This window comes from Pseudoalteromonas sp. BSi20429, from assembly GCF_000238895.1.
GTDB classification, from domain to species: Bacteria; Pseudomonadota; Gammaproteobacteria; order Enterobacterales; family Alteromonadaceae; genus Pseudoalteromonas; species Pseudoalteromonas arctica.
Map to the genome: position 1 here is coordinate 27699 of NZ_BADV01000023.1, position 19742 is coordinate 47440.

Here is a 19742-nt window from a genome sequence, read left to right on the forward strand (position 1 = left end):
GCTGTATTGCTACAGCGGCTTTTAGTTTAGTGCTAATAAGCTTTAAATTTGTTGATCTATTAAGCTTCTTATTTCACTTAGGGTAGTTTCTTTAATTATTTTGCCATCTTCAAAAACTACTTCTAATAGTCCTTGTGCTTCTTCTTGCTCGGTTACGTCATCAAACAAAGTTAACTCGCCGTTTACGCGTTCAACTTTTAAAAGCCCTTTAGCTGACTTTTTCTTTGAATCAGTTTTTGGGTCTTTAAATATAGCAACACGCTTACCATTTTTTACTATGCTTGTTGCTTTAACTGCTGAGCCGTGAGTATCACGTGTTACATATTGATAGCTATATGAACCCATACCTAAAACCACTTTTGATGCAAAACCCTTGTCCATAAGTCTTTGTAGAATTTGGCGTTGGCGCGTTAAAGTAATTGCATCGCCGTAAATAGCACCAATATGCTCATCAAGTAACTTATAACCTTTAGGTGTTGTTGTGCCACCAAATATGTCCCATAAGCATTCAATAAGCCCTTTAACTTCACATTCCATTAGTTCGATAGTGTTGTTGTCTTCAAACCCAAAATATTGGCCGTTAAAGTAATACGCTTCATAGCCTTTATTAATTACTTCGGCTTCTGCTTCATTTTGAGTTGTAAATAATTCACTGTAATCTGATATAGGAGAAACATTGTACCCGGTTAACATTTTAACCGGATCCCCTGAGTCGGGGCGAATAACTAGCGTGCCATCACGTGCCATTATTTCGCTTTTTAACTGCGGTAAATAATCAGTTACTAGAGTCCAAAAATCCCAAGTATCAGAAACAACACTTAAAATACCTTTAGGTGACTGTTCTTGCATTAAATATTTAAAGAACTCAATTTCGCCTTCCAGTATCCAAGAACACGTAACCGAGTGCTCTGTTGCATCTACTGAGCAACCAACAAGTTCGTTATCTACATTTGCACCGTAATATTTTTCAGCAAATAAAACCGCAGTAATAACATCAGTACCAACAAGTCCCGAAGCTAAGTGACCAAAGCCACTCATTGCCGCAGCATGTTTACCAAACATACCTCTAAAGCTAAAGTCATGACCTTGAAATGGTACAAAATCCATATCTAAGCCAGTTTTAATTGCAAATTCTTTAAATACTTTTAAATAAGCGACAGCCGTTGTAGTGCTTGTCTGAATTGGCCAGTTTTCACAGCTTAATACTGTTTCAATCATATTAGTTAGCCATTGAAAACCCGCTTTTGTATTCACTATAGTAACTGGCGGTACTAAGTAAGGAACTAATGTCCCCTCAGGCAATGCTTTTATTTTTAATGGTAAGTAACCCAAGTCATGTAAATCTTCTAAGTATTCTACATCAACAGTATAGCCAAGCATTGAGCTCATAATACGTTTATGGTTAGCAACAGCCGTCGCTTTATCTACTTTAAAAAACTCATTCCATTCTTCTTGAAGGTAACTTTTAATAAAGTATTGAAGACCAACAAACGCGACTTTATTGTTATTTTCTATGTTACTTAGTTTGCCACTACGAGAGGTATAATTTGCATATACTTGCGTTACGTCAGGGTGATAAGCGCGGCTATGAAATTCTTTATAAACGTCTTTTTGCATACTTGCAGCTGTAATAGTCATCGTGTTTTCCTTACATCTCAATTATTTGTAAACTAATGTTGTTACTATTTTTAAACTCATTAGCTGGTTTAAACGAATCTGTTGTGTAAATTTTATCAATTAGGCCTTCAAAAACATCAAGCCCTTTTGAAAAAATGCCATGAGTTATAAAAAGAGAAATTTCAACAGCGCCATTACTTTTTAGTACCTTGGCAAGTTCGATAAAGGTTCTGCCGCCGTCACAAATATCATCAGCAATAAGTACGCTTTTACCTTTAACATCGCCAATAATTTCTGTTTTTACTATTTCGCCTGTTTTTAAGTTTCTTACTTTTTGAGCTTGAATAACTTCAGGTACACCATTGAATTTTTCTGAAATTTTAATGGTTTTTTTACTCGCCCCAGCATCTGGAGAAATAAGAGTTAGTTCGCCTTTTGCTAAGCGTTGGCTTAGCTCTTCGCAGCGTGCAAGTAACGAAATTTGTTCAATATTGGTTACTCTATTAATTAAAGCAGGGGATACATCGCTATGCGCATCCCAAATTGTCACTTTTGAAAAGTTTAAGCCATTAATAAAATTTGCCATAACAGCTGCGCCTAACGCTTCTCCTTCAACACATACTCGGTCTTGGCGTGCATAAGGAAAATAAGGAATAACAAGTTCGATAGGTGCACTTTCATTTGTTAATCTTTTTAAGGCATCGACAGCAATCATTAATCTAACCATTTTAGATGAGTTGGTTAGTCGTTCAAAAATCTCTATTTTTATAGAGTCTGAAAAATTAGCGGCGTTAAACCTGACATGCTCTTCACCACCAGAAAAAGTGAAATTCTCATAATCAACTAACGATTTACTTCCTGTTGAGTCATAGCTAAATACTTTCATTTTTTGTCCTTTTAATGTTTGTGTCCTAGCGACACAATTAAATTATCAAATGTACCTATAGTAATCAAGCTATTTTTTAAACTAACCCACTGAACTTATTAATTGTCTGTAATTTTACAGTAGCTTGAAATTGAGATGTGTTTAATTTATTGTGTCACTAAGACCTTAACTTAATATGAGTACGCTGTGACTAACCATTACGATATCACCGAATACAAAAATCCATTATTTACAGTTGATAGTGTGTTGTTTACCGTTAAAAACGGTACTCTAAAAGTGCTCATGGTTAAGCGTGCGAGTGAACCTTTTACTGGTCGGTGGGGACTTCCTGGTGGGTTTGTTGATATAGATATTGACGATAGCGTGAGTATGACGGCGCTTAGAAAGCTTAAAGAAAAAACCAGTGTGGCGCCTCAATATTTAGAGCAACTACAAACATACTCAGGCATTAATCGTGATCCGAGAGGGTTTAGTGTCACGTTAGTTTATTTTGCTTTAATTGCAGAGGCACAGGTATCAACCCACATAGAAACAGTTGATGATGCAAAGTGGATTGATGTTGAACAAGTTAGTGATTTACCTGTGGCTTTTGATCATAAGCATATTATTGAGCAAGCTAAAGCGCGCTTAAAACAAAAAGCGTTGTACTCAATGGCGCCGGTTTATTGTTTGCCAGAGCATTTTACCGTAGGGCAATTTAAGTCAGTCATTGAGACCATTATAGGCAAGCCTGTTCAGCGTAAAAGTATAATAAGGCGCATTGAAGCTGCTGATATGTTTGAAACACTAGATGAAAAAGTTAAATCGGGCGGACGCTTAGCGCAGTTATACAAAGTAAAAGCCGGCGTTGATATTGTAAACTTTGAACGAAACTTAAGTGTTTAATAAATTAAATAAACGCTCTTAAAGTAACTGTAAGAGCGCTTTGTTACTTAAGGTAAGTGCTTAAGCTAATGGAGTTATTCTGAGCCACCAGCTGTAATAAACCCAGCTAGAAAATCACTTAACGTTTTGGCTTCGTAAGTGGCGCTTTGTTCGTCAGCCCCAAATGATATTACTTGCCCAGCGGTCCCTTGGCTGTTTGGTGCAAAATCCAGTGCTATAAAGTTTCCACCTCCCAAATTAAAAAATGGTACCCAGTAGGGGGTAACGTACATGGGTAGGGTTTTTACATTGTTTTCACTATAGGTATCGAATAACTCTTCTTGAGTCCATTCATTATAAACAGACTGCCAGTCGCGCCACTCTTTTAAAATGCGTTGAGCACCCATAAATGCTGTGTTTTTAACACCATCATGGAGTGTTAAAAACGATTTTAGTATAGCTGGGAATGCAAATCCGGCTTCGTTTTCAAATTCATCATAAATAGCGTCGTTGTTTTTGGGCTCAATAATATTGAGACTATTTTGTTTTACCAACGCCATAAAATGTTGTTCTATCAATTTAAAGTCATCGCATGCACTAAGCTGTATAAAGGGCGTTAAAAAGTCCGCTTTTTCTTTGGTTAACTTTTCAGCAATAAAGCTATTTGGGACTTGGCTACAAATAAACTCTCCCATACCTTTATGAGTGAGCTCTTTTTCGTTGTTAAAAAGGGAGCGACTTGAGCTGCTATTACTTGTAAACGTATATACTTTAGGTGTTGAGGCATCGTCATTAATTGAGCTAAACCACTGATTAAATAGAGGCGTTGCTTCTACTTGCATGGTTAAAATTTCTTTGTCCTGTAAAAAAGCAATACCATACGCTTTTTCTGACGTTGAATCTGGGGTAATAATGAGTAACTTTAACGTACTCTTTGCTGTTAGATTATATATTTCTTTAAAAATAGATTCGCTAAAAATATTCATAGCATCAAAGCCATCTAAATTTTCAAACTCTGGCAGTGTATTTATTTTTATTAAATCAAAGTGAAAATCACCCCAATTATTTTCTTTTAAATTTTCAGTGTAAGTTATTATGTTTTTCATTTTATAAATTCCATTTTAAAGGTTACACACTCACCGCTACATAACATATTTTTTGTCATGAAACAGGGGTAGTGAAGAATAGTTATTGGAGGTAACAACGTTTATCTAAAAAACCTAGATATTTTAACATTGTATTTAGGGTTTATTTAGTCCTGGGCTTTAAATAGTTATACATTCTTTCAAATGTTAATGATTGCCTAATTGTTAAGCGATTGATCGCGCTAATATCATAAAACGCTTGCCGCTAACCCTATTGTTTGTATAATGCTTGGCATAGAGACGAAGGCACATAAATAATCCTTAGCTCTAAAGTGGTTTTTCTTTATCTTCTCGTGTTTAGAAGGTTAAAGAAAAATGACGCCAGCGTGATGAAATTGGTAGACATGGGGGATTCAAAATCCCCTTCCGAAAGGAGTGGCGGTTCGAGTCCGCCCGCTGGTACCACTTTTTATAACCCCAACCAAATTGGTTGGGGTTTTTTTATGCCTAAGATTAATAGTCATAGTTAAATTTTTAGGTATCAAGCTACTAAATTTAGAAGTCACCCAAGAGTTGGGTAGTAAACATGAAGCAAAGGAAGAGTAATGAAAAAAGTAATTGGTTTGTTGGTTGGTGCAATGGCTTTATCTGGTTGTACTCACCGTATTGGTGATTTTACAATTGCCTCTACAAAAAATATGAATCATACAAATAGCAATCACAAAGTTGATTATGACACACGTGTGGTTGGTAAGGATGTTAAACATACTGTTTTGATTTTCCCAACAGGAATATCTAACATGAAAGAGGCTATGGATAATGCTATCGAGCAAACGCCTTCGGCGGTGGGTCTTTCAAATGTTACCGTTAAAGTTGTGCAGTGGTATATCCCATTAATTTATGGACAGTCTTACTTTGAAGTTGAAGGTAATCCAATCTATGAGGTGGATAATACGAAAACTAAGTAATTTTTAGTTTTAAATAGCTGCCAACGGTAGCTATTTAACTATCAATTTCTAACATGCATTTGATTAAGGTATGATAGTAATTAATAGATTACTCTGAAATAAATAATAATCATGACCCAATTAAGTGCCAAACAGAACATTCAATCGATTGTTAAAGCAATTAAGGCAGAGGAAGCATCACTTCGTCAAAAGCACCCGTTACTTGCACATCAAAATACCTTAGGGTTAATTATTTTATTGCTATCGCTTAGCGCATTAATTGGTGTTGGTGTTTTATATTATTTAGCCATCATACCTGCTTGGGTATGCATAGTACTTGCGGCTATTGCTGCATCTATTTCCCATGAGTTAGAGCACGACCTTATACATAAACAATACTTTAGCAATCAGCCGTTCATGCATAATTTTATGATGCTAACAGTATGGTTAATGCGGCCAAATACTATTAGTCCATGGTACCGACGTAAAATGCATTTACACCATCACAAAACCTCAGGCACACAACAAGACCTAGAAGAACGCTTGGTGGGAAACGGTATTAAAAATCCATTTTTACGTGCGCTAGTTATTGTAGATGGCTTATTAGGGTTAGTTATTTCTACTAAACGTTTTAGAAAAGAAATTAATGGCTTTAGTTTTTCGAGTGTTTTTAATGCGGGATTTCCGATAGCGACTGCGTATTTCGCTATTTTATATAGCGTTATTGTATTTCATATTGTTGATTTATTTATACCACTTTCGCTAAATTCGCCTAGCTGGGTACTAAGTATAATGAACGTGTTTGAATTTTTAATGGTCGTGCTCATTGTGCCTAATATTATTCGTTCAAGTTCGCTTAATTTTGTTACCTCAAGCATGCATTACTATGGCGGCGTTAATAACATGCTTGAGCAAACTCATGTACTAACGAGTCGTTTATTTATGCCGTTTCACTTATTTTGTTTTAACTTTGGTAAAACGCATACCATTCATCATTTTGTGCCAAATCAGCCGTTTTATTTACGCCAAATGCTAAGTAAAAAAACACTTAAAGTAATGGCGCAGCATAATGTGCGCTTTAACGATTTTGAGAGCATTAAAAATGCGAATGCTTACAAGGCATAACCTAAAACTTCAGTAAAAACCGTTATTACATAGGTGCTCAGTTGCCTATTCAATAACGTATGATTGCTTTAGTTGGATATAAAACTAAAGCAATCATCTATAAATTAATCCGCTCTTTTAAATCGCTTTTTTATCAATCCAAATAACTTTGCTATTCCAAGCGTTAATAACATCGGCACGCCAATTAAAACGAGTTCTTTTACAAATGGTAAAATATACATCAATATCGGTGCTATATTCGGCTTTTCTCCTTCAGCTGAGCCGTGGCTATAACCTTGTAGGTTTATTTGCATAGCCCAATCTGTTCGCTCCAAAGTCACCAATATCAGGCTCACTAAAACAGATACAATTAAAACGATGCTGGTGCGGGTTTTCCACTGTTGTTTTAAGTGCTTCATTATTTAGCCTCCTTGGCAAACATACGTTTGGTTAGTTTTACAATCCAGCTCAAATTAAGAGCTAAGTGTACGCCTAACATTGGCATGATTAAGGTGGCTGTATCGTGGTGCATCTTTGACCAAAAATCTTGAATGTTTAAACTAATGTGAAGTGCTGGTAGTAAAGCAACCGACACTAAAAAGCCACTCACAAATACCAATAACATCATTATATAAAGTAGGTAATCCCACACTATGTTAAAACGTTCTCGAGCACTTAATTTAGATAATAAGCGCTTAAAGCTGCGCTGTATCCAATCCCAATGTAGTAATAAGTGAATTGCAAATGGCACTATAAAAAACAAACTAAACCATTCATGTAAAGGTACGCCCGTTGCTTGTGGTGCACTTACTAGCATAAAGCTTATAAGGAGTAGTGCATCCATTACATAGCGGAATTTTTGTAAGTTTTGCTTCCAGTTAGACATTATAATATGACCCTAATTTTTAATTACTTTTTGATTGCGACTATTTAAGGTACGCCCTCCTTAAACAGTAAAAGGCTCAATAAAATATTGAGCCTTAAATTATTACTGAGCTTTTAAATTAAAAAACGTACGACGCGCTTAATTTTACATTGCGACCTGCTTCGTAATCTTGCACGGTGTCGCTTGAGTATGACGCATTTGAGTAATAGGTTTTATCAAAAATATTTTCAATACCTAAGGTCATGCTAAGTGCTTTAAGCTGACTTGGTAGCCACTGCATGCTTATGTTTTAAAATAATGAGTAGGTTTAGGTCGAGCTGATTTAAATTCATAATTTGGTTTTATAATTAGCCTGTATTACAAGCTGTTATCCTAGCATTTATATTTGAGAAGTACGTATAGGTCTTTTGTTTTTAGGAATTTAAACATGACTATTAAAAATAAAAAACAACGTTAATTATATATAAAATGTATAAAGTGATTTGCTATTTACCCTGATTATCAAACCTTAAAGTAAACAATATACTGGTTGTATCAAATTAAACTAACAGGATACAACATAATGAAACCACTTTATTTTGCAGCAGCGCTGCTAGCAACAGGGTTTTTTAATAGCGCATTAGCTGAGCCTACAAAACCAGAATTATTAACGCCTGAGTTATTAGTCGATTTACCTAACACCTTTAATTCGCCAGCCAGTAGCGATATGGATAAAGAGGGCAATGTATATATTACCTCGCCAAACTTTCATAACGATGCACTGATTAAAATTGGCGAGATGCAAACACCTGCTGCGCCCCGTATAGGCATGCTTGATAAAAATAACAATTTTAGTAATTGGTATACTTTTACTAAGCAAGATATGGCGCCATCAACAGGTAAAATTGCACCTATGGGAATTGCATTCGGCCCAGATGGCAATGCTTACGTAGCTGACATGCAAATGTGGTTTGATGGCAGTTATAAATCGCGAATACTACGTATTAATGTCGTAAATGGAAAAGCTGTAAGCACGGATGTTGTTGTAACAGGGTTATTATTTCCTAATGCAGTGGTATTTAAAGGCGATGATCTGTTTATTTCAGAAACAGTATTAAAACTTGAAGGTACTAAGCAGTTAAGTGGTGTGTATAAGGTTGGTTTGAGTGAGTTAAATGCTCAAAAACCAGCGCATATAAAACCTTTTTTAAGTACTCAAAATCATGACTCACATCTGTTTGATATATTTGCCTCTAACGCGACACTTAAGTTTGGCGCTAACGGTCTAACATTTGATGGAGAAGGTAATTTATACACTAGCATTATGGAAGATGGCAGCGTAATTAAAACCACTATGAATGAGCGCAATGAAAAAGTTAAAACAGAGCTATTTGCAAAAGGCCTAGTTGCAACCGACGGTTTAAAGTGGGACAAGCGTACTAACAAAATTTATATTACAGACTTATTTGCTAACGCTATTTATAGTATTGATATGCAAGGTAAATTAGAGTTACTGGCACAAAATGGCAATACCACAGGACTTCATGGGGAGCTTGATGCACCATCTGAATTAATTGTTCGTGGTAAAGATATTATTATTATGAATTTTGACGCCGTGTTCGACAGTCCTAATATGGTTAACAAAAAAGCTGACAATCCACATACTTTATCGGTAATTAAGCTTAAATAACAGATTGCTAGCTGTTTAAAGTTACTAATTTAAATAGCTGCTTAGAGCAGCTATTTTGATATCAGGGCTTCAATTAATAACCTGGTTGAATTGTTACATCAAGCAATCTGCTTTAGCTCTAAATATAGTCGACTACATCAAAAGCTTTACCTGTTTGGTTACTTTCAATTGCGTGTCTAAATGCTTTAGCGGTATCAGCAGCGGTTATACCACTGGTGCTATCCATACCCATTATCTCCATCGTTTCCTTTACAAAATGAGGACTTACGGTATTTACGCGTAATATGCCTTCAAGTTCTAATGCCGCCGCTTTAGCGAATGAATCTAGCGCTGCATTTACCATGCTTACAGCTGCTGAACCAGGCGCAGGATTTTGTGCTAAAAAGCCTGAAGTAAAAGTAAAACTACCGCCTTGATTAATGAACTTAGTTGCCACATGAAATAGTGTAATATTACCCATTAATTTATTACCTACAGTTGTTGTGTAATCTTGCTCACTTATCTCGTTTATAGGTGCGAAGGCAATTAAACCTGCAGTAGATATAACCGCATCAACATTTCCTACTTTTTTAAATAATGCTTCTATAGAGGCTTTATCTTGAATGTCTACCGTGTGTTCGCTGTTTTTAAAGCTCGCTTTAATAACTTGATGATCATGAAGGTCTGCCGCTATTGCTGCCCCAACTATGCCTGATGCGCCTATTAATAATACTTTCATTTTTATTACCTTTAACAATGTATTTTGTGAATGTAAGGTAATAATAAACTCATCAGTAAAGATGAAAAATAACAAATAAATAATATTATTTGTGATATTTTTAGAATAATAGCCAAATGTAATTTAGCGAGTAAGTAATGGATTTATTAAAATCAATTCAGGTATTTGAGCAAGTAGCCCAGCAGCAAAGCTTTAGCCGCGCTGCCGAGAGTTTAAACTTAGTGCCCTCAGCCGTTAGTAGGCAAATTAACGAGCTTGAAAAATGGCTCGATATTAGGTTAATAAACCGTACTACACGCTCATTAAGTTTAACCGAAGACGGTAAAGCATATTTACTTAAGCTCAGTGATATTCGTGCACAAGTCACCGAACTTCGCCGCTCCAAAACACAGCAACAACAAATCAAAGGGCTTATAAAAATTACAGCTCCCATAATGATTGGGCAATATATGCTGCCGGTTGCATTAGCTGAATTTAAAGAGCTGCATCAGGACGTTGATTTAGCAATTTCACTTATGAATCGTAAAGTAGAGCTGGTGGAAGAAGGCTTTGATTTAGCTATACGCGTAGGGCACTTAAACGACTCAACAATGGTCGCGCGTAATATTGGTAATATGCGCTTTAAAACGGTAGCAAGCCCTCACTATATTAACACTCACGGCATGCCCAGTACGCCTAAAGATCTTAAAAACCATCGATGTTTAATAAATACCGCAGTAACTAATGCCAAGCGATGGTCGTACTTAATTGACGGAAAAAGCACAGTAATAAAAGTAGCTGGTAGCCTTGAAGTTAACGATTCTCAAAGCTTAAAAGCCTTTGCTATAGCGAATCAAGGTATTGCTCAGCTGCCTAGTTTTTACGTTGATGCGGCAGTTCAATCTGGTGAGTTAATAGAAATATTAAGCGATTATGTACCAAGCCCATTACCCGTGAATTTACTCTATCCATCGCAACGTTTATTAAGCCCAACTGTCCGCGCTTTGGTGGACTATTTAGTGCCATTTTTAAATCAACAAAAGCAAAAGTGGTAGGCTTAATTAGCGCTAAAACTTCAAACTAAAAATAGATAAAACCAGTGAAAAGTGAAGTGGCCCTTCATAGTTGGGCATCTAGCTTAAATGGGATTGATTATTGTAGAGCCTTCAGTAATAGTGGTTATAGAGCAAACTAATTATGTTCTCAATAATACATAAGGGCTCGTGCTCATCAATATTATAAAACCAATAAATATAATAAGGACAAACAGGATGAAAAAATCACTAATTTCAATAGCGCTGGGCTTTGCTGCCCTTAGTGCGTTTAATGCCAATGCAAACATTGATCAGCAAGTGAAAAAGGTAGAGCAACAGGTTATTGATTGGCGACGTGATTTTCATCAAAACCCTGAGCTTGGAAATCGCGAAACCCGCACAGCAGGTATTGTCGCTAAGCACTTAAAGTCGCTGGGTATGGAAGTACAAACAGGGATTGCTTATACAGGTGTTGTGGGGCTATTAAAAGGTGCAAAGCCAGGCCCAACAGTAATGCTACGCGCAGATATGGACGCGCTGCCAGTTACTGAAAAAGCCGATGTTGATTTTAAATCAACTAAAACCACTAATTACCGTGGTGTAGATGTAGGCATAATGCATGCTTGTGGGCACGACACGCACGTGGCTATGCTAATGGGCGCTGCACAAGTGCTTGCAAACATGAAAGATGAGCTACACGGTAATATTATGTTTGTATTTCAGCCTGCAGAAGAAGGCGCACCTGAGGGGGAAGAGGGTGGCGCTGAGTTAATGCTTAAAGAAGGCATATTTAAACAATACAAACCAGAAGCTGCTTTTGGGTTACACATAACATCTAGTTTGCACAGCGGTAAAATTGGTTATAGAAGTGGCCCTGCAATGGCCAGTGCAGACCGATTTGAAATAACTGTACATGGCAAGCAGGCACACGGCTCTGCACCGTGGACAGGGGTTGACCCAATTGCCGCAGCTGCGCAAATAGTAACAGGCGTAAATCATATTGTTAGTCGCCAAATCAACATTACCAAAGAGCCCGCTATTGTCTCGTTTGGAAAAATAGCGGGAGGCGTACGCAATAATATTATTCCTGAAGAAGTTGAAATGGTAGGTACAATTCGTAACTTTGATATGGATAACCGAGCACAAATATTTGAAAAAATAAAAACCACAGCCACGCACATTGCTAAATCGTCGGGTGCAACTGCAGAGGTACACATTCACGAAGGTTATCCGGTAACGATTAATAACCCAAAGTTAACTGCGCAAATGTTACCTAGCCTTAAAAAAGCAGCAGGTAATGAAAACGTAGTTGAAATGGGAAAAATAACCGGCGCAGAAGACTTTTCGTTTTACGCATTAGAAGTGCCGAGTGTATTTGTATTTTTAGGCGGCACACCAAGTGAGCAAGATTTAAATACAGTGGCTAGTAATCACTCACCTTATTTTTATGCCGACGAATCATCGTTTAAAGTAGGCACTAAGGCGCTTAGCCTGTTAGCTGTTGATTATTTAAACGCACATAAAAGATAGCTTAAACGCACCACGTTACGCTATTAGCTTAACGTGGTATTGCTGTTTTATTTAAAACATCGGATCATGTTTGTAGCACTTGCTCAACTTTTAAAAATCACTTTCAAAAATTAAAAATCTAACCGAATATACAAATGAACCGGCGAGCAGTTTTTTTATATTTTAAAAATAATGAATCGATACTGCCGGTCTTATATCTCGATTCAATCTTCATAAGCATTAAGGATTTAAATAATGGAAATTACTGGAAGCTGTTACTGTGGTGAAATTAAATACCAAGCAAAGTCTCAAAATAACAATGCACTTGTTTGCCATTGTAGCGATTGCCAACGTATGTCGAGCGGCCCATTTAGAGCCGTTATAATTGCAGAGCCAAATTCGGTAGTATTTACCCAAGGTGAGCCAAAAGAGTTTGTTAAAACAGCGCAAAGTGGTAACAAGCGTGCGCAAGGCTTTTGTGGTACATGTGGTACAACACTTTATGCAACTAACGAAGCTAAAACTGACCGTGTATATGGCTTGCGTATTGGTGCGGTTGATCAGCGTGAACAGTTTACGCCAACAGCACAAATTTGGGCTAAATCAACATTGAGCTGGTTGAGCGGCTTACACGAAGTACCTGCGTTTGATACAACCCCACAAAATTAGTAATACTGATAAAAAATCACTTTTTTAGTAAGCGGTTTGAAATTTATTTAACCAAATGACTGTCTACTTATAAGTCAGTCATTTGGAGAATATTATGTGTAGTTCACCTAAAAGCAGCCGAGCAGTAAAAAAAACAGCCATTAGTTTTAATGATGAGCTTACTCAAGAACAGCGTTTACGTTTTGCTGCAAAGGCTAATTTAGCGCAAGAGCGCCGTGAACAGCGCGAAGCGACTAATAAACGCTATGAGCAAAAACACACGAGCAACAAAACTTCGTCTGGTTTATTTTCGTGGTTACAGCAACTAGTTAGCTGATTTAGCTAAAGTAGTGTTTTTACCACTGCCTAAACCACATAATGCACACAGTACTCCAGCAATAGCGCACAGCCATAATGGCGCACTCCAACTGCCTGTTGTAGTGTGTAATGCACCAGCTAGCATAGGACCAATAGCCGCGAGCAAATAACCTACGCTTTGCGACATTCCCGAAAGCGACGCTGCTTGTTGCGAATCGTCAGTTCGCAAACTAATAAACGACAGCCCCAATATAAAACACGCTCCAGAGCAAAAGCCCAACATTAGGGTCCAAACAAAAGCAAAGTTAGGCATGTAAAGCAGCCCCAATGCACTAAGTGCACTCAACATGGCTAAAATAAAGCTAAGCACGCTTTGATCTTTTAATTTTGCCAATAGGGGGATTAATATTAAACCCGGTAATGCAGTCGCTATTTGAAAAGCACCATGATAAGCACCTGCTTGCGTGGCACTTTGGCCTGTTTCGATTAATATGCTTGGTAACCACGTAATAATTATATAATTTAAAAACGAGTTTAAGCCCAGCAGTAGGGTAATTTGCCATGCTAGTAAATAACGCCATACACCTTTTGACGTGTCAGCGTGTTGAGCAATACTCGCGGGTTTTGTGTGCTTACTTAATTGCGACATCCATACAATAATACTCGCCAGAGTAATAAGAGCTGATGAGCCCAGCGCAAGTTGCCATCCTAATCCGTTTAACTGACTAAGCGGAAATACCAAAGTGGAAAACCCACCCGATACCACGCCCATAGTAAGCACGTAGGCTGAGGTCATTAATGCAACCTTTGCAGGAAAGTCGCGCTTAATTAAACTTGGTAATAATACGTTTGCAATGGCAATGCCCACACCAATAATAGCGGTGCCTACAAAAAGCATGGCTGAGGTATTTATTACCCGCGCTGCAACCCCAGCAAGTATAAATAACAAAGCTACAAACAAGGTGCGCTCTAACCCCTGCTTTTTAGCAAGAGTTGCGGCCATTGGCGATACAACCGCAAAGGCAATGAGTGGCAATGTTGTTAAAAACCCAGCTTGCGATGCGCTAAGCCCAAAGTGATTAATAATTTGTTCAAGCACAGGTGCAATACCTGTAAATGTGGCGCGTAAATTTGCGGCAATAAGTAATATGCCAAGCACAAGTAATATGCCAGCAAAGCGTGATTTAGGTGTGTTATTTAACAAAAGGGAAGACCATTAAAGCTAATACTTAATAGGCGCTAGTATAAAGGCTTAGCAAAAACTATAATTTAGAGATAATGACATTAAATAACTAAAAACAGACAAAGCTATGTTTGATGCAATTGGTTGGGACGACATTAAAAATTTTGAAACTATGGCGCAGCCCATAATAGCCAAAATAGAGCACGCCCATGCAAGTCACGAAATACCACTACATACCCATCCTAAAGGGCAGTTAATTTTAGCGCTACATGGTTATGTAACGTGTGAAGTGTCGGCCAAAATGTGGATGGTGCCTACGCACAGTGCAATTTGGATCCCAGCACAAAAGGTGCATAGTAATAGGGCGTCTGATAACGCGCAGCTTTGTCATTTATTTATTGATAGCAGTAAAAATGGTATGCCGTTAAATACCTGTACGTTAGCTATTACGCCGCTGGTTAAAGAGCTAATGTGTGAGTTGGCTGGGCATAATCAGCACTATACTTTAAATAGTAAAACAGCACGTTTAGCGCAGGTGTTATTTGATCAACTTATTGAAATGCCCGTACAACCACTGGATTTTGTATTATCTAAAAACGAGGTAATTCAAACCATGAGCGATCAGCTTATAAATATGCCTAATAACCGAAAAACATTACCACAATGGGCTAAGCAGTTTGCATTAACTGAGCGCACATTAGCGCGGTTAATTAAAAAAGAAACCGGTATGACATTTGGAAAATGGCGTACGCAATTGCATATAATTACAGCCTTAAAAGCGCTTTCTGATAAGCAAAGTGTGCAGCAGGTGTCGGAGTTATTGGGGTATGAGTCGGTGAGTGCATTTATTACTATGTTTAAAAAGGTAATGAAAAAGTCGCCCATGAAATACATGAGCGACTTAAATCAGTTAAATTAGCTTAGCTCTTAAATAAGTTTAGCCCTTAAATAAGCATTACCACGTATAAGTTGCCGAAAGCATCGCGTTACGTGGTTTGCCAGGAAAGTACCTGTCGCCGGTAAAACTGGTGTAATCGGCGCGCTCTGCATAAGCCTCATTGGTTAAATTAATAATGCGCGCAAGCACTTCAAGGTTATTAGTAACTTGCCACTGTGCGCGCAGGCTTAAAACATCATGCCCTTGGTATTTATTTAAGTTTTCTGGGTCGGTGTAGTAGTTACCAACACGATGCCATTGCAAAGCAAGTTGTGTATTACTGAGTGCTTGCCATGTTAAATCGAGATTAGCAATATTGCGCGGCGCGGTATCTATGTCGTTGCCATTTATATTTAAACCATTAAGTACTTGGTTGTTAGTATAAGTGTGCTTTGCATGTGTGCCTGCAAAGTTAAGCGCAAGCGACTGCGTTAGCTGGTAGTCAAGCTCAAGCTCAATACCACGATGGCGAGAGCTGCCATTATTTACCGTAAAAAAGTCGCTATCGCGGTAAATCGTGTTGTGTTTACTCATAGCGTAAACCGATACGCCATAACGTAGTTTTTCGTAAATCCCTTTAATACCTAGCTCTGCATTATTAGCTATTTCGGCGCTTAAGTTTGCAGTAGTTTGCTCGCGTTGTAATTGGTATAGCTCAGCCGCTTGTGGCGCTCTGTAACCGCGAGAAAAGTTTGCATAAAGTGTGTTATTTGTATTGTACTGATAACTCAACCCAAGCTTTGGCGATAAATTACTAAAGCTATTTTTCCCACTTTCAGGGCGACTGTATCGGCAGCCACCAAAGCCGCATTCTGTGCCATCGTCTTTTGTTCTTCCTGCTAGCATATTATTGGTGTAGTCGTACTGCATATGCTCGTAGCGTACACCTGCAGTAAGTAACCATTTATTTAATTGCCAATCAATAGATGCAAAAGGCGCATAAAGCGTCGCGTTTACATCGTAATCGTAATGTTTACCTTGTGGCACTGTAGCAACTAAAAATGCAGAGCCCTGAGTTGGCTCATTTTGGCTTTGAGTAAAGTCGGCTTGCGTGTATTCGCCATCAAGCCCTAGGTTTACTTTTACATTACTTTGTAAATTATGTTGATAAAGCGATTGTACGCCAAAACCAGTTTGACTGTTTTTTTCAAGCGGTGTGCCGGGTAAAAAGTGCTTAAAAAAGTCCATGCTTTGGTCGCGAAAATATAACGTAGTAGAGAGCACATCATCGTTATTTAATTGCCATGTTGCATTGCTCCATGCTCTAAATGCACGTGCTTTTCTAAATGCGTCTGGGTCAAAGTTTTTTTGCGAGAGGTCTTCGTTTTTATAGCTTTCAAAGCCCGTAATAAATCCCGCAGTTTGCTGATCAAGATTTGTGTAAGTAAGGCCTGAGGTAAGTAATAAATTATTATTTGAATAGCGATGGCGAATATTTACTTTTTGTTGTTCTACGCTTTCGTCGTCGCGGTAACCGCTATCGTCGGTAACACTTGCGTTAATGCCTATACCGCTGTTGCCGTAATCTTGTCCTGCACGTAATTTGTAGCGAGTATAACCGTACGAGCCATAATCTAAACCAACTAAACCACCGCCTTGAGTAGTGTCGGGCGTTATTACATTAATAACCCCATGCACAGCATTTGAGCCATAAAGTGCAGAGCCTGGGCCTTTTAGCACTTCAATGCGCTGCGCCATTTCGCTGTGCGCCTCAAATAGCTCGTTTATATTACAAAACCCAGCGGCTCTAAGTGGTATACCATCCTCCAAAGTCAATATGCCACCACAAGCGCCTGCGCCCGAAAGCACTTGTGAGCGAAGCGCGGGTAAATACTCTTGGCCATTTCCGCGTTGAATATTAGCCCCTGCTACACGTTGCAGGGCTTCTTCAATATGGGTAGGCGCTATGCTATTTAGCTGTGCTTCACTAAGTGTGCTTATTGATAAAGGGAGTGGGGTCGATAGTGCTTCAATACGTGATGCCGTAGTTGTTATGGTTTCTATTGCATCATTATTTTGATTATCGGCAAACGCAGTGTGGCTAAAGGGTAATATCAGCGGCAAAAAATAAGGTTTCATACATTCCTTGAAAGTAATCTATATTGCATTACCTCTATAATATGCGGTTTTAATGTGCTTTTAAACTCGTTGCGTTAAAGCGTACGTAACCTATAAACCCGATACGTAATTGATAAAACAAAACAAGCCACAGCAGGAAACACCAAAGCCAGCACTAAGTAATGCTTAAATAAAACGTAGCCGGTTATACCGCCTAGTAAAAAGCCTGCAATAATGAGTAAAAACATAACGCCTTTACGGGTATCAAATTGCTCACCTTTAAGCGCTTTACCTAGCATTAAACCAAGGTCAGTAAAAATACCGGTTAAATGTGTCGTACGTATAACAGCACCACTGTAGTTAGTTGCTAGCGCATTTTGTAACCCACACGCAGCAGACGTTAAAATAATGCCGTAAACGAATGTGTTTTTGAGTAAATAAGCACTCGCAAGTAGTAGCAATCCTTCAATAAAAAGCAAAGTGTCGTAATGACGACCAAGTTTTAAAGAGCCACCAGAGAGCAAAAAGCCCGACAGTGCCGAACCCAACATAAAGCTAACAATTATTGAAAGTAACAATAAGGCAGTACTGGGATTAGTTATTGCTTTAATACCAAGTAAAGTAACAGAGCCAGATACATGCGAAATAGCCTGATGTTCAAATCCTAATAAGCCTACAGCGTTTACTATGCCCGCTATAAATGCGAGCGTAAACGCGCCATATTCAACCCACTTTGGTAGTTTTGTAAACATTGGTTATCTCTTAACGTGTGCTGTGTTAATTATTGAGTTTGTGCTTTAAAACGCTTTATTTGCTCATCAACTAATTTTGTATCAATTACGCCACGCTTAAAAGCAATGTAAGTAGGAAACGTAAACTCATTTAATTGCCGAGCATAAATGTTTTTATATTCTTTTGAGTACCACAAACCCGCTTGATAGTTAGTTATTGCGTATTCAACACGTTTTTTTTCTAGTAGCTCAAAAGTGTCTTTAGTAGAAAGTGAGCGAAGTAAATTACTCTCATCAAGGCTGTACTTTTTAGCAATAACCTCAGGCAAAGCAACGCCGCGCAGCATCGCTATTGGGGTATTTGATAAGTCGTCAGTGAGCAGTTTATCTTTGTTTAAAGTAAATAAACCATACTTAGTAGTATGCAAGGGCACGCTTGTAAAATCTAAATACTTTTCACGTTCCTCTGTATTGGCCAAAGAGAAATAGCAGTCGTAATAACCCAGCGCCATTTCTTTTTTAACGCGCGCCCATGGCAGATGAATTACGTCAATTTTAAGATTTAAATTACGCTCAATAAACGTTAAATATTCAATATCTAAACCCGTGAACGTATCGCTTTTCTCATCAAATATAGTAAAAGGCGGGTAGTGGGTTGTTACGCAGCGCAGGGTTTTACTTGGCGCTGCAAGTAATAATGAGGGTAAAGTTAAAGCTAAAAACAGAAATATTGCGCGCATAAATATAAATTCGATATCTTTTAAAGTACATAACTTGAACGCCAATTATACAGTTACTGAGCTTAATTGCATTGATCTAAGTATTTTTACCTAGCGTATAAGTTAAATTTTGTGAGATATACCATGTTTAACGCAGAGCAGCAGTCACGCATTATCGAAATGGCGTGGGAAGATAGAACCCCCTACGAGGCTATAGAGCAGCTATACGGATTAAAGTATCCGCAGCTGGTGGTTTTTATGCGAGACAATGTTTCAAAAGGCAGTTTTAAAGTGTGGCGTAAGCGCCATGCAGGTCGTAAAACAAAACATTTAAAATTACGCGATCCCGCTATTATGCGAAGCCACTGTAAAACACAATATAAACAGCGTTAAATAAGTGTAAGTTGTTTCATATGATGTTCAGCCGTGTTTGTTAACCTTTAGCTATTAATTATGCTAGAGATTATTTATGAGAGTACTAACATACACAGCACTAATAGCATTGGCTTTATGCTCAATAAGCGCAGACGCAAAACCGCATAAAGATGAGCATGGTCATAAACACGGCCATAAAAAGCATCATTCACATAAGCATAATGACAATGACTACCTTTCTAAAAAAGAGGCAAAGCAGCTAATCCGCGCAGGTTGGACGCCACCAGGGCTAAGTAAAATCTATCATCGAGGCGACTTTTTAGAACGCGATTTATACAAAAGAGGTAGAGTGATTGAACGCTCTAGAGATAATGGTACAGTGAGTATAGAAATAGACCGTACAGTTATCCGTATGGTGCACGATACTCGAGAAATACTTTCAATTTTAAGTCGCTAAATTAACTTTATAAGGATA

General features: G+C 38.1%; 22 protein-coding genes and 1 tRNA gene. 12 read left to right on the forward strand and 11 right to left on the reverse strand.

The window, feature by feature from the left end; genetic code table 11:
* Positions 1-42: 42 nt before the first annotated feature.
* Together P20429_RS14725 and prs are read right to left on the reverse strand one after the other, a co-directional pair.
* Positions 43-1638: a nicotinate phosphoribosyltransferase gene (locus P20429_RS14725; protein ID WP_007581474.1), complete on the reverse strand. Its 1596-nt coding sequence runs from the start codon at positions 1636-1638 to the stop codon at positions 43-45.
* Positions 1639-1648: 10 nt separating this feature from the next.
* Positions 1649-2503, reverse strand: coding sequence for a ribose-phosphate diphosphokinase (prs, locus tag P20429_RS14720; RefSeq protein ID WP_007581476.1), 855 nt, complete (start codon positions 2501-2503; stop codon positions 1649-1651).
* Between the two features lie 186 nt (positions 2504-2689).
* On the opposite strand from prs, the gene P20429_RS14715 reads away from it, so the two are divergent.
* On the forward strand, positions 2690-3388 hold the full coding sequence (locus tag P20429_RS14715; RefSeq protein WP_007581478.1) for an NUDIX domain-containing protein: 699 nt from the start codon (positions 2690-2692) through the stop codon (positions 3386-3388).
* A gap of 74 nt (positions 3389-3462) precedes the next feature.
* Here P20429_RS14715 and P20429_RS14710 read toward each other — a convergent pair whose 3' ends face one another.
* Complete coding sequence (locus tag P20429_RS14710) at positions 3463-4473, reverse strand: SMI1/KNR4 family protein (RefSeq protein WP_007581479.1); 1011 nt, start codon at positions 4471-4473, stop codon at positions 3463-3465.
* Between the two features lie 359 nt (positions 4474-4832).
* Here P20429_RS14710 and P20429_RS14705 point away from each other — a divergent pair.
* From P20429_RS14705 to P20429_RS14695, 3 genes are all read left to right on the forward strand, one after another.
* Positions 4833-4917: transfer RNA gene (locus P20429_RS14705), tRNA-Leu, on the forward strand.
* A gap of 140 nt (positions 4918-5057) precedes the next feature.
* Positions 5058-5420, forward strand: coding sequence for a hypothetical protein (locus tag P20429_RS14700; RefSeq protein WP_007581481.1), 363 nt, complete (start codon positions 5058-5060; stop codon positions 5418-5420).
* Between the two features lie 111 nt (positions 5421-5531).
* Positions 5532-6524 carry a fatty acid desaturase gene (locus P20429_RS14695; protein WP_007581484.1) on the forward strand — a complete coding sequence of 331 codons (993 nt, stop codon included), beginning with the start codon at positions 5532-5534 and terminating at the stop codon, positions 6522-6524.
* A gap of 104 nt (positions 6525-6628) precedes the next feature.
* Here the strand turns inward: P20429_RS14695 and P20429_RS14690 are convergent, their stop codons facing one another.
* From P20429_RS14690 to P20429_RS20560, 3 genes are all read right to left on the reverse strand, one after another.
* Positions 6629-6922, reverse strand: a complete 294-nt coding sequence (locus tag P20429_RS14690; protein ID WP_007581486.1) for a hypothetical protein — start codon at positions 6920-6922, stop codon at positions 6629-6631.
* The gene (locus P20429_RS14685) at positions 6922-7389 is read right to left on the reverse strand and encodes a DUF4405 domain-containing protein (RefSeq protein ID WP_007581488.1); all 468 of its coding nucleotides are present in this window, start codon (positions 7387-7389) and stop codon (positions 6922-6924) included. Before P20429_RS14685 ends, P20429_RS14690 begins: the two co-directional genes overlap by 1 nt.
* Before the next feature lie 118 nt (positions 7390-7507).
* Complete coding sequence (locus P20429_RS20560; protein WP_007581489.1) at positions 7508-7669, reverse strand: TonB-dependent receptor; 162 nt, start codon at positions 7667-7669, stop codon at positions 7508-7510.
* A 282-nt stretch (positions 7670-7951) separates the two neighbouring features.
* On the opposite strand from P20429_RS20560, the gene P20429_RS14680 reads away from it, so the two are divergent.
* On the forward strand, positions 7952-9058 hold the full coding sequence (locus tag P20429_RS14680) for a hypothetical protein (protein WP_007581492.1): 1107 nt from the start codon (positions 7952-7954) through the stop codon (positions 9056-9058).
* Positions 9059-9176: 118 nt separating this feature from the next.
* Here P20429_RS14680 and P20429_RS14675 read toward each other — a convergent pair whose 3' ends face one another.
* On the reverse strand, positions 9177-9776 hold the full coding sequence (locus tag P20429_RS14675; protein ID WP_007581495.1) for a short chain dehydrogenase: 600 nt from the start codon (positions 9774-9776) through the stop codon (positions 9177-9179).
* A gap of 137 nt (positions 9777-9913) precedes the next feature.
* Here P20429_RS14675 and P20429_RS14670 point away from each other — a divergent pair, with 137 nt between their 5' ends.
* The 4 genes from P20429_RS14670 to P20429_RS14655 all read left to right on the forward strand — a co-directional run bounded on the left by P20429_RS14670 (position 9914) and on the right by P20429_RS14655 (position 13283).
* Positions 9914-10810 carry a LysR family transcriptional regulator gene (locus P20429_RS14670; RefSeq protein ID WP_007581497.1) on the forward strand — a complete coding sequence of 299 codons (897 nt, stop codon included), beginning with the start codon at positions 9914-9916 and terminating at the stop codon, positions 10808-10810.
* 216 nt (positions 10811-11026) lie between these two features.
* On the forward strand, positions 11027-12319 hold the full coding sequence (locus P20429_RS14665) for an amidohydrolase (protein WP_007581500.1): 1293 nt from the start codon (positions 11027-11029) through the stop codon (positions 12317-12319).
* A 234-nt stretch (positions 12320-12553) separates the two neighbouring features.
* Positions 12554-12967: a GFA family protein gene (locus P20429_RS14660; RefSeq protein ID WP_007581502.1), complete on the forward strand. Its 414-nt coding sequence runs from the start codon at positions 12554-12556 to the stop codon at positions 12965-12967.
* Positions 12968-13061: 94 nt separating this feature from the next.
* Complete coding sequence (locus P20429_RS14655; protein WP_007581505.1) at positions 13062-13283, forward strand: hypothetical protein; 222 nt, start codon at positions 13062-13064, stop codon at positions 13281-13283.
* On the opposite strand, the gene P20429_RS14650 is transcribed toward P20429_RS14655, so the two are convergent.
* The gene (locus P20429_RS14650) at positions 13272-14468 is read right to left on the reverse strand and encodes an MFS transporter (RefSeq protein WP_007581506.1); all 1197 of its coding nucleotides are present in this window, start codon (positions 14466-14468) and stop codon (positions 13272-13274) included. The two genes, P20429_RS14655 and P20429_RS14650, sit on opposite strands and share 12 nt — an antisense overlap.
* A 106-nt stretch (positions 14469-14574) precedes the next feature.
* On the opposite strand from P20429_RS14650, the gene P20429_RS14645 reads away from it, so the two are divergent.
* Positions 14575-15366: a helix-turn-helix domain-containing protein gene (locus P20429_RS14645; protein ID WP_007581507.1), complete on the forward strand. Its 792-nt coding sequence runs from the start codon at positions 14575-14577 to the stop codon at positions 15364-15366.
* Between the two features lie 36 nt (positions 15367-15402).
* On the opposite strand, the gene P20429_RS14640 is transcribed toward P20429_RS14645, so the two are convergent.
* From P20429_RS14640 to P20429_RS14630, 3 genes are all read right to left on the reverse strand, one after another.
* Positions 15403-17463, reverse strand: a complete 2061-nt coding sequence (locus tag P20429_RS14640; protein ID WP_007581508.1) for a TonB-dependent receptor — start codon at positions 17461-17463, stop codon at positions 15403-15405.
* A 74-nt stretch (positions 17464-17537) separates the two neighbouring features.
* On the reverse strand, positions 17538-18194 hold the full coding sequence (locus P20429_RS14635) for a YoaK family protein (protein ID WP_007581509.1): 657 nt from the start codon (positions 18192-18194) through the stop codon (positions 17538-17540).
* Positions 18195-18223: 29 nt separating this feature from the next.
* Positions 18224-18913, reverse strand: a complete 690-nt coding sequence (locus tag P20429_RS14630; RefSeq protein ID WP_007581510.1) for an ABC transporter substrate-binding protein — start codon at positions 18911-18913, stop codon at positions 18224-18226.
* A 123-nt stretch (positions 18914-19036) separates the two neighbouring features.
* On the opposite strand from P20429_RS14630, the gene P20429_RS14625 reads away from it, so the two are divergent.
* The gene (locus P20429_RS14625; protein ID WP_007581511.1) at positions 19037-19285 is read left to right on the forward strand and encodes a TIGR03643 family protein; all 249 of its coding nucleotides are present in this window, start codon (positions 19037-19039) and stop codon (positions 19283-19285) included.
* Between the two features lie 76 nt (positions 19286-19361).
* On the forward strand, positions 19362-19724 hold the full coding sequence (locus tag P20429_RS14620) for a hypothetical protein (RefSeq protein WP_007581512.1): 363 nt from the start codon (positions 19362-19364) through the stop codon (positions 19722-19724).
* Positions 19725-19742 lie beyond the last annotated feature (18 nt).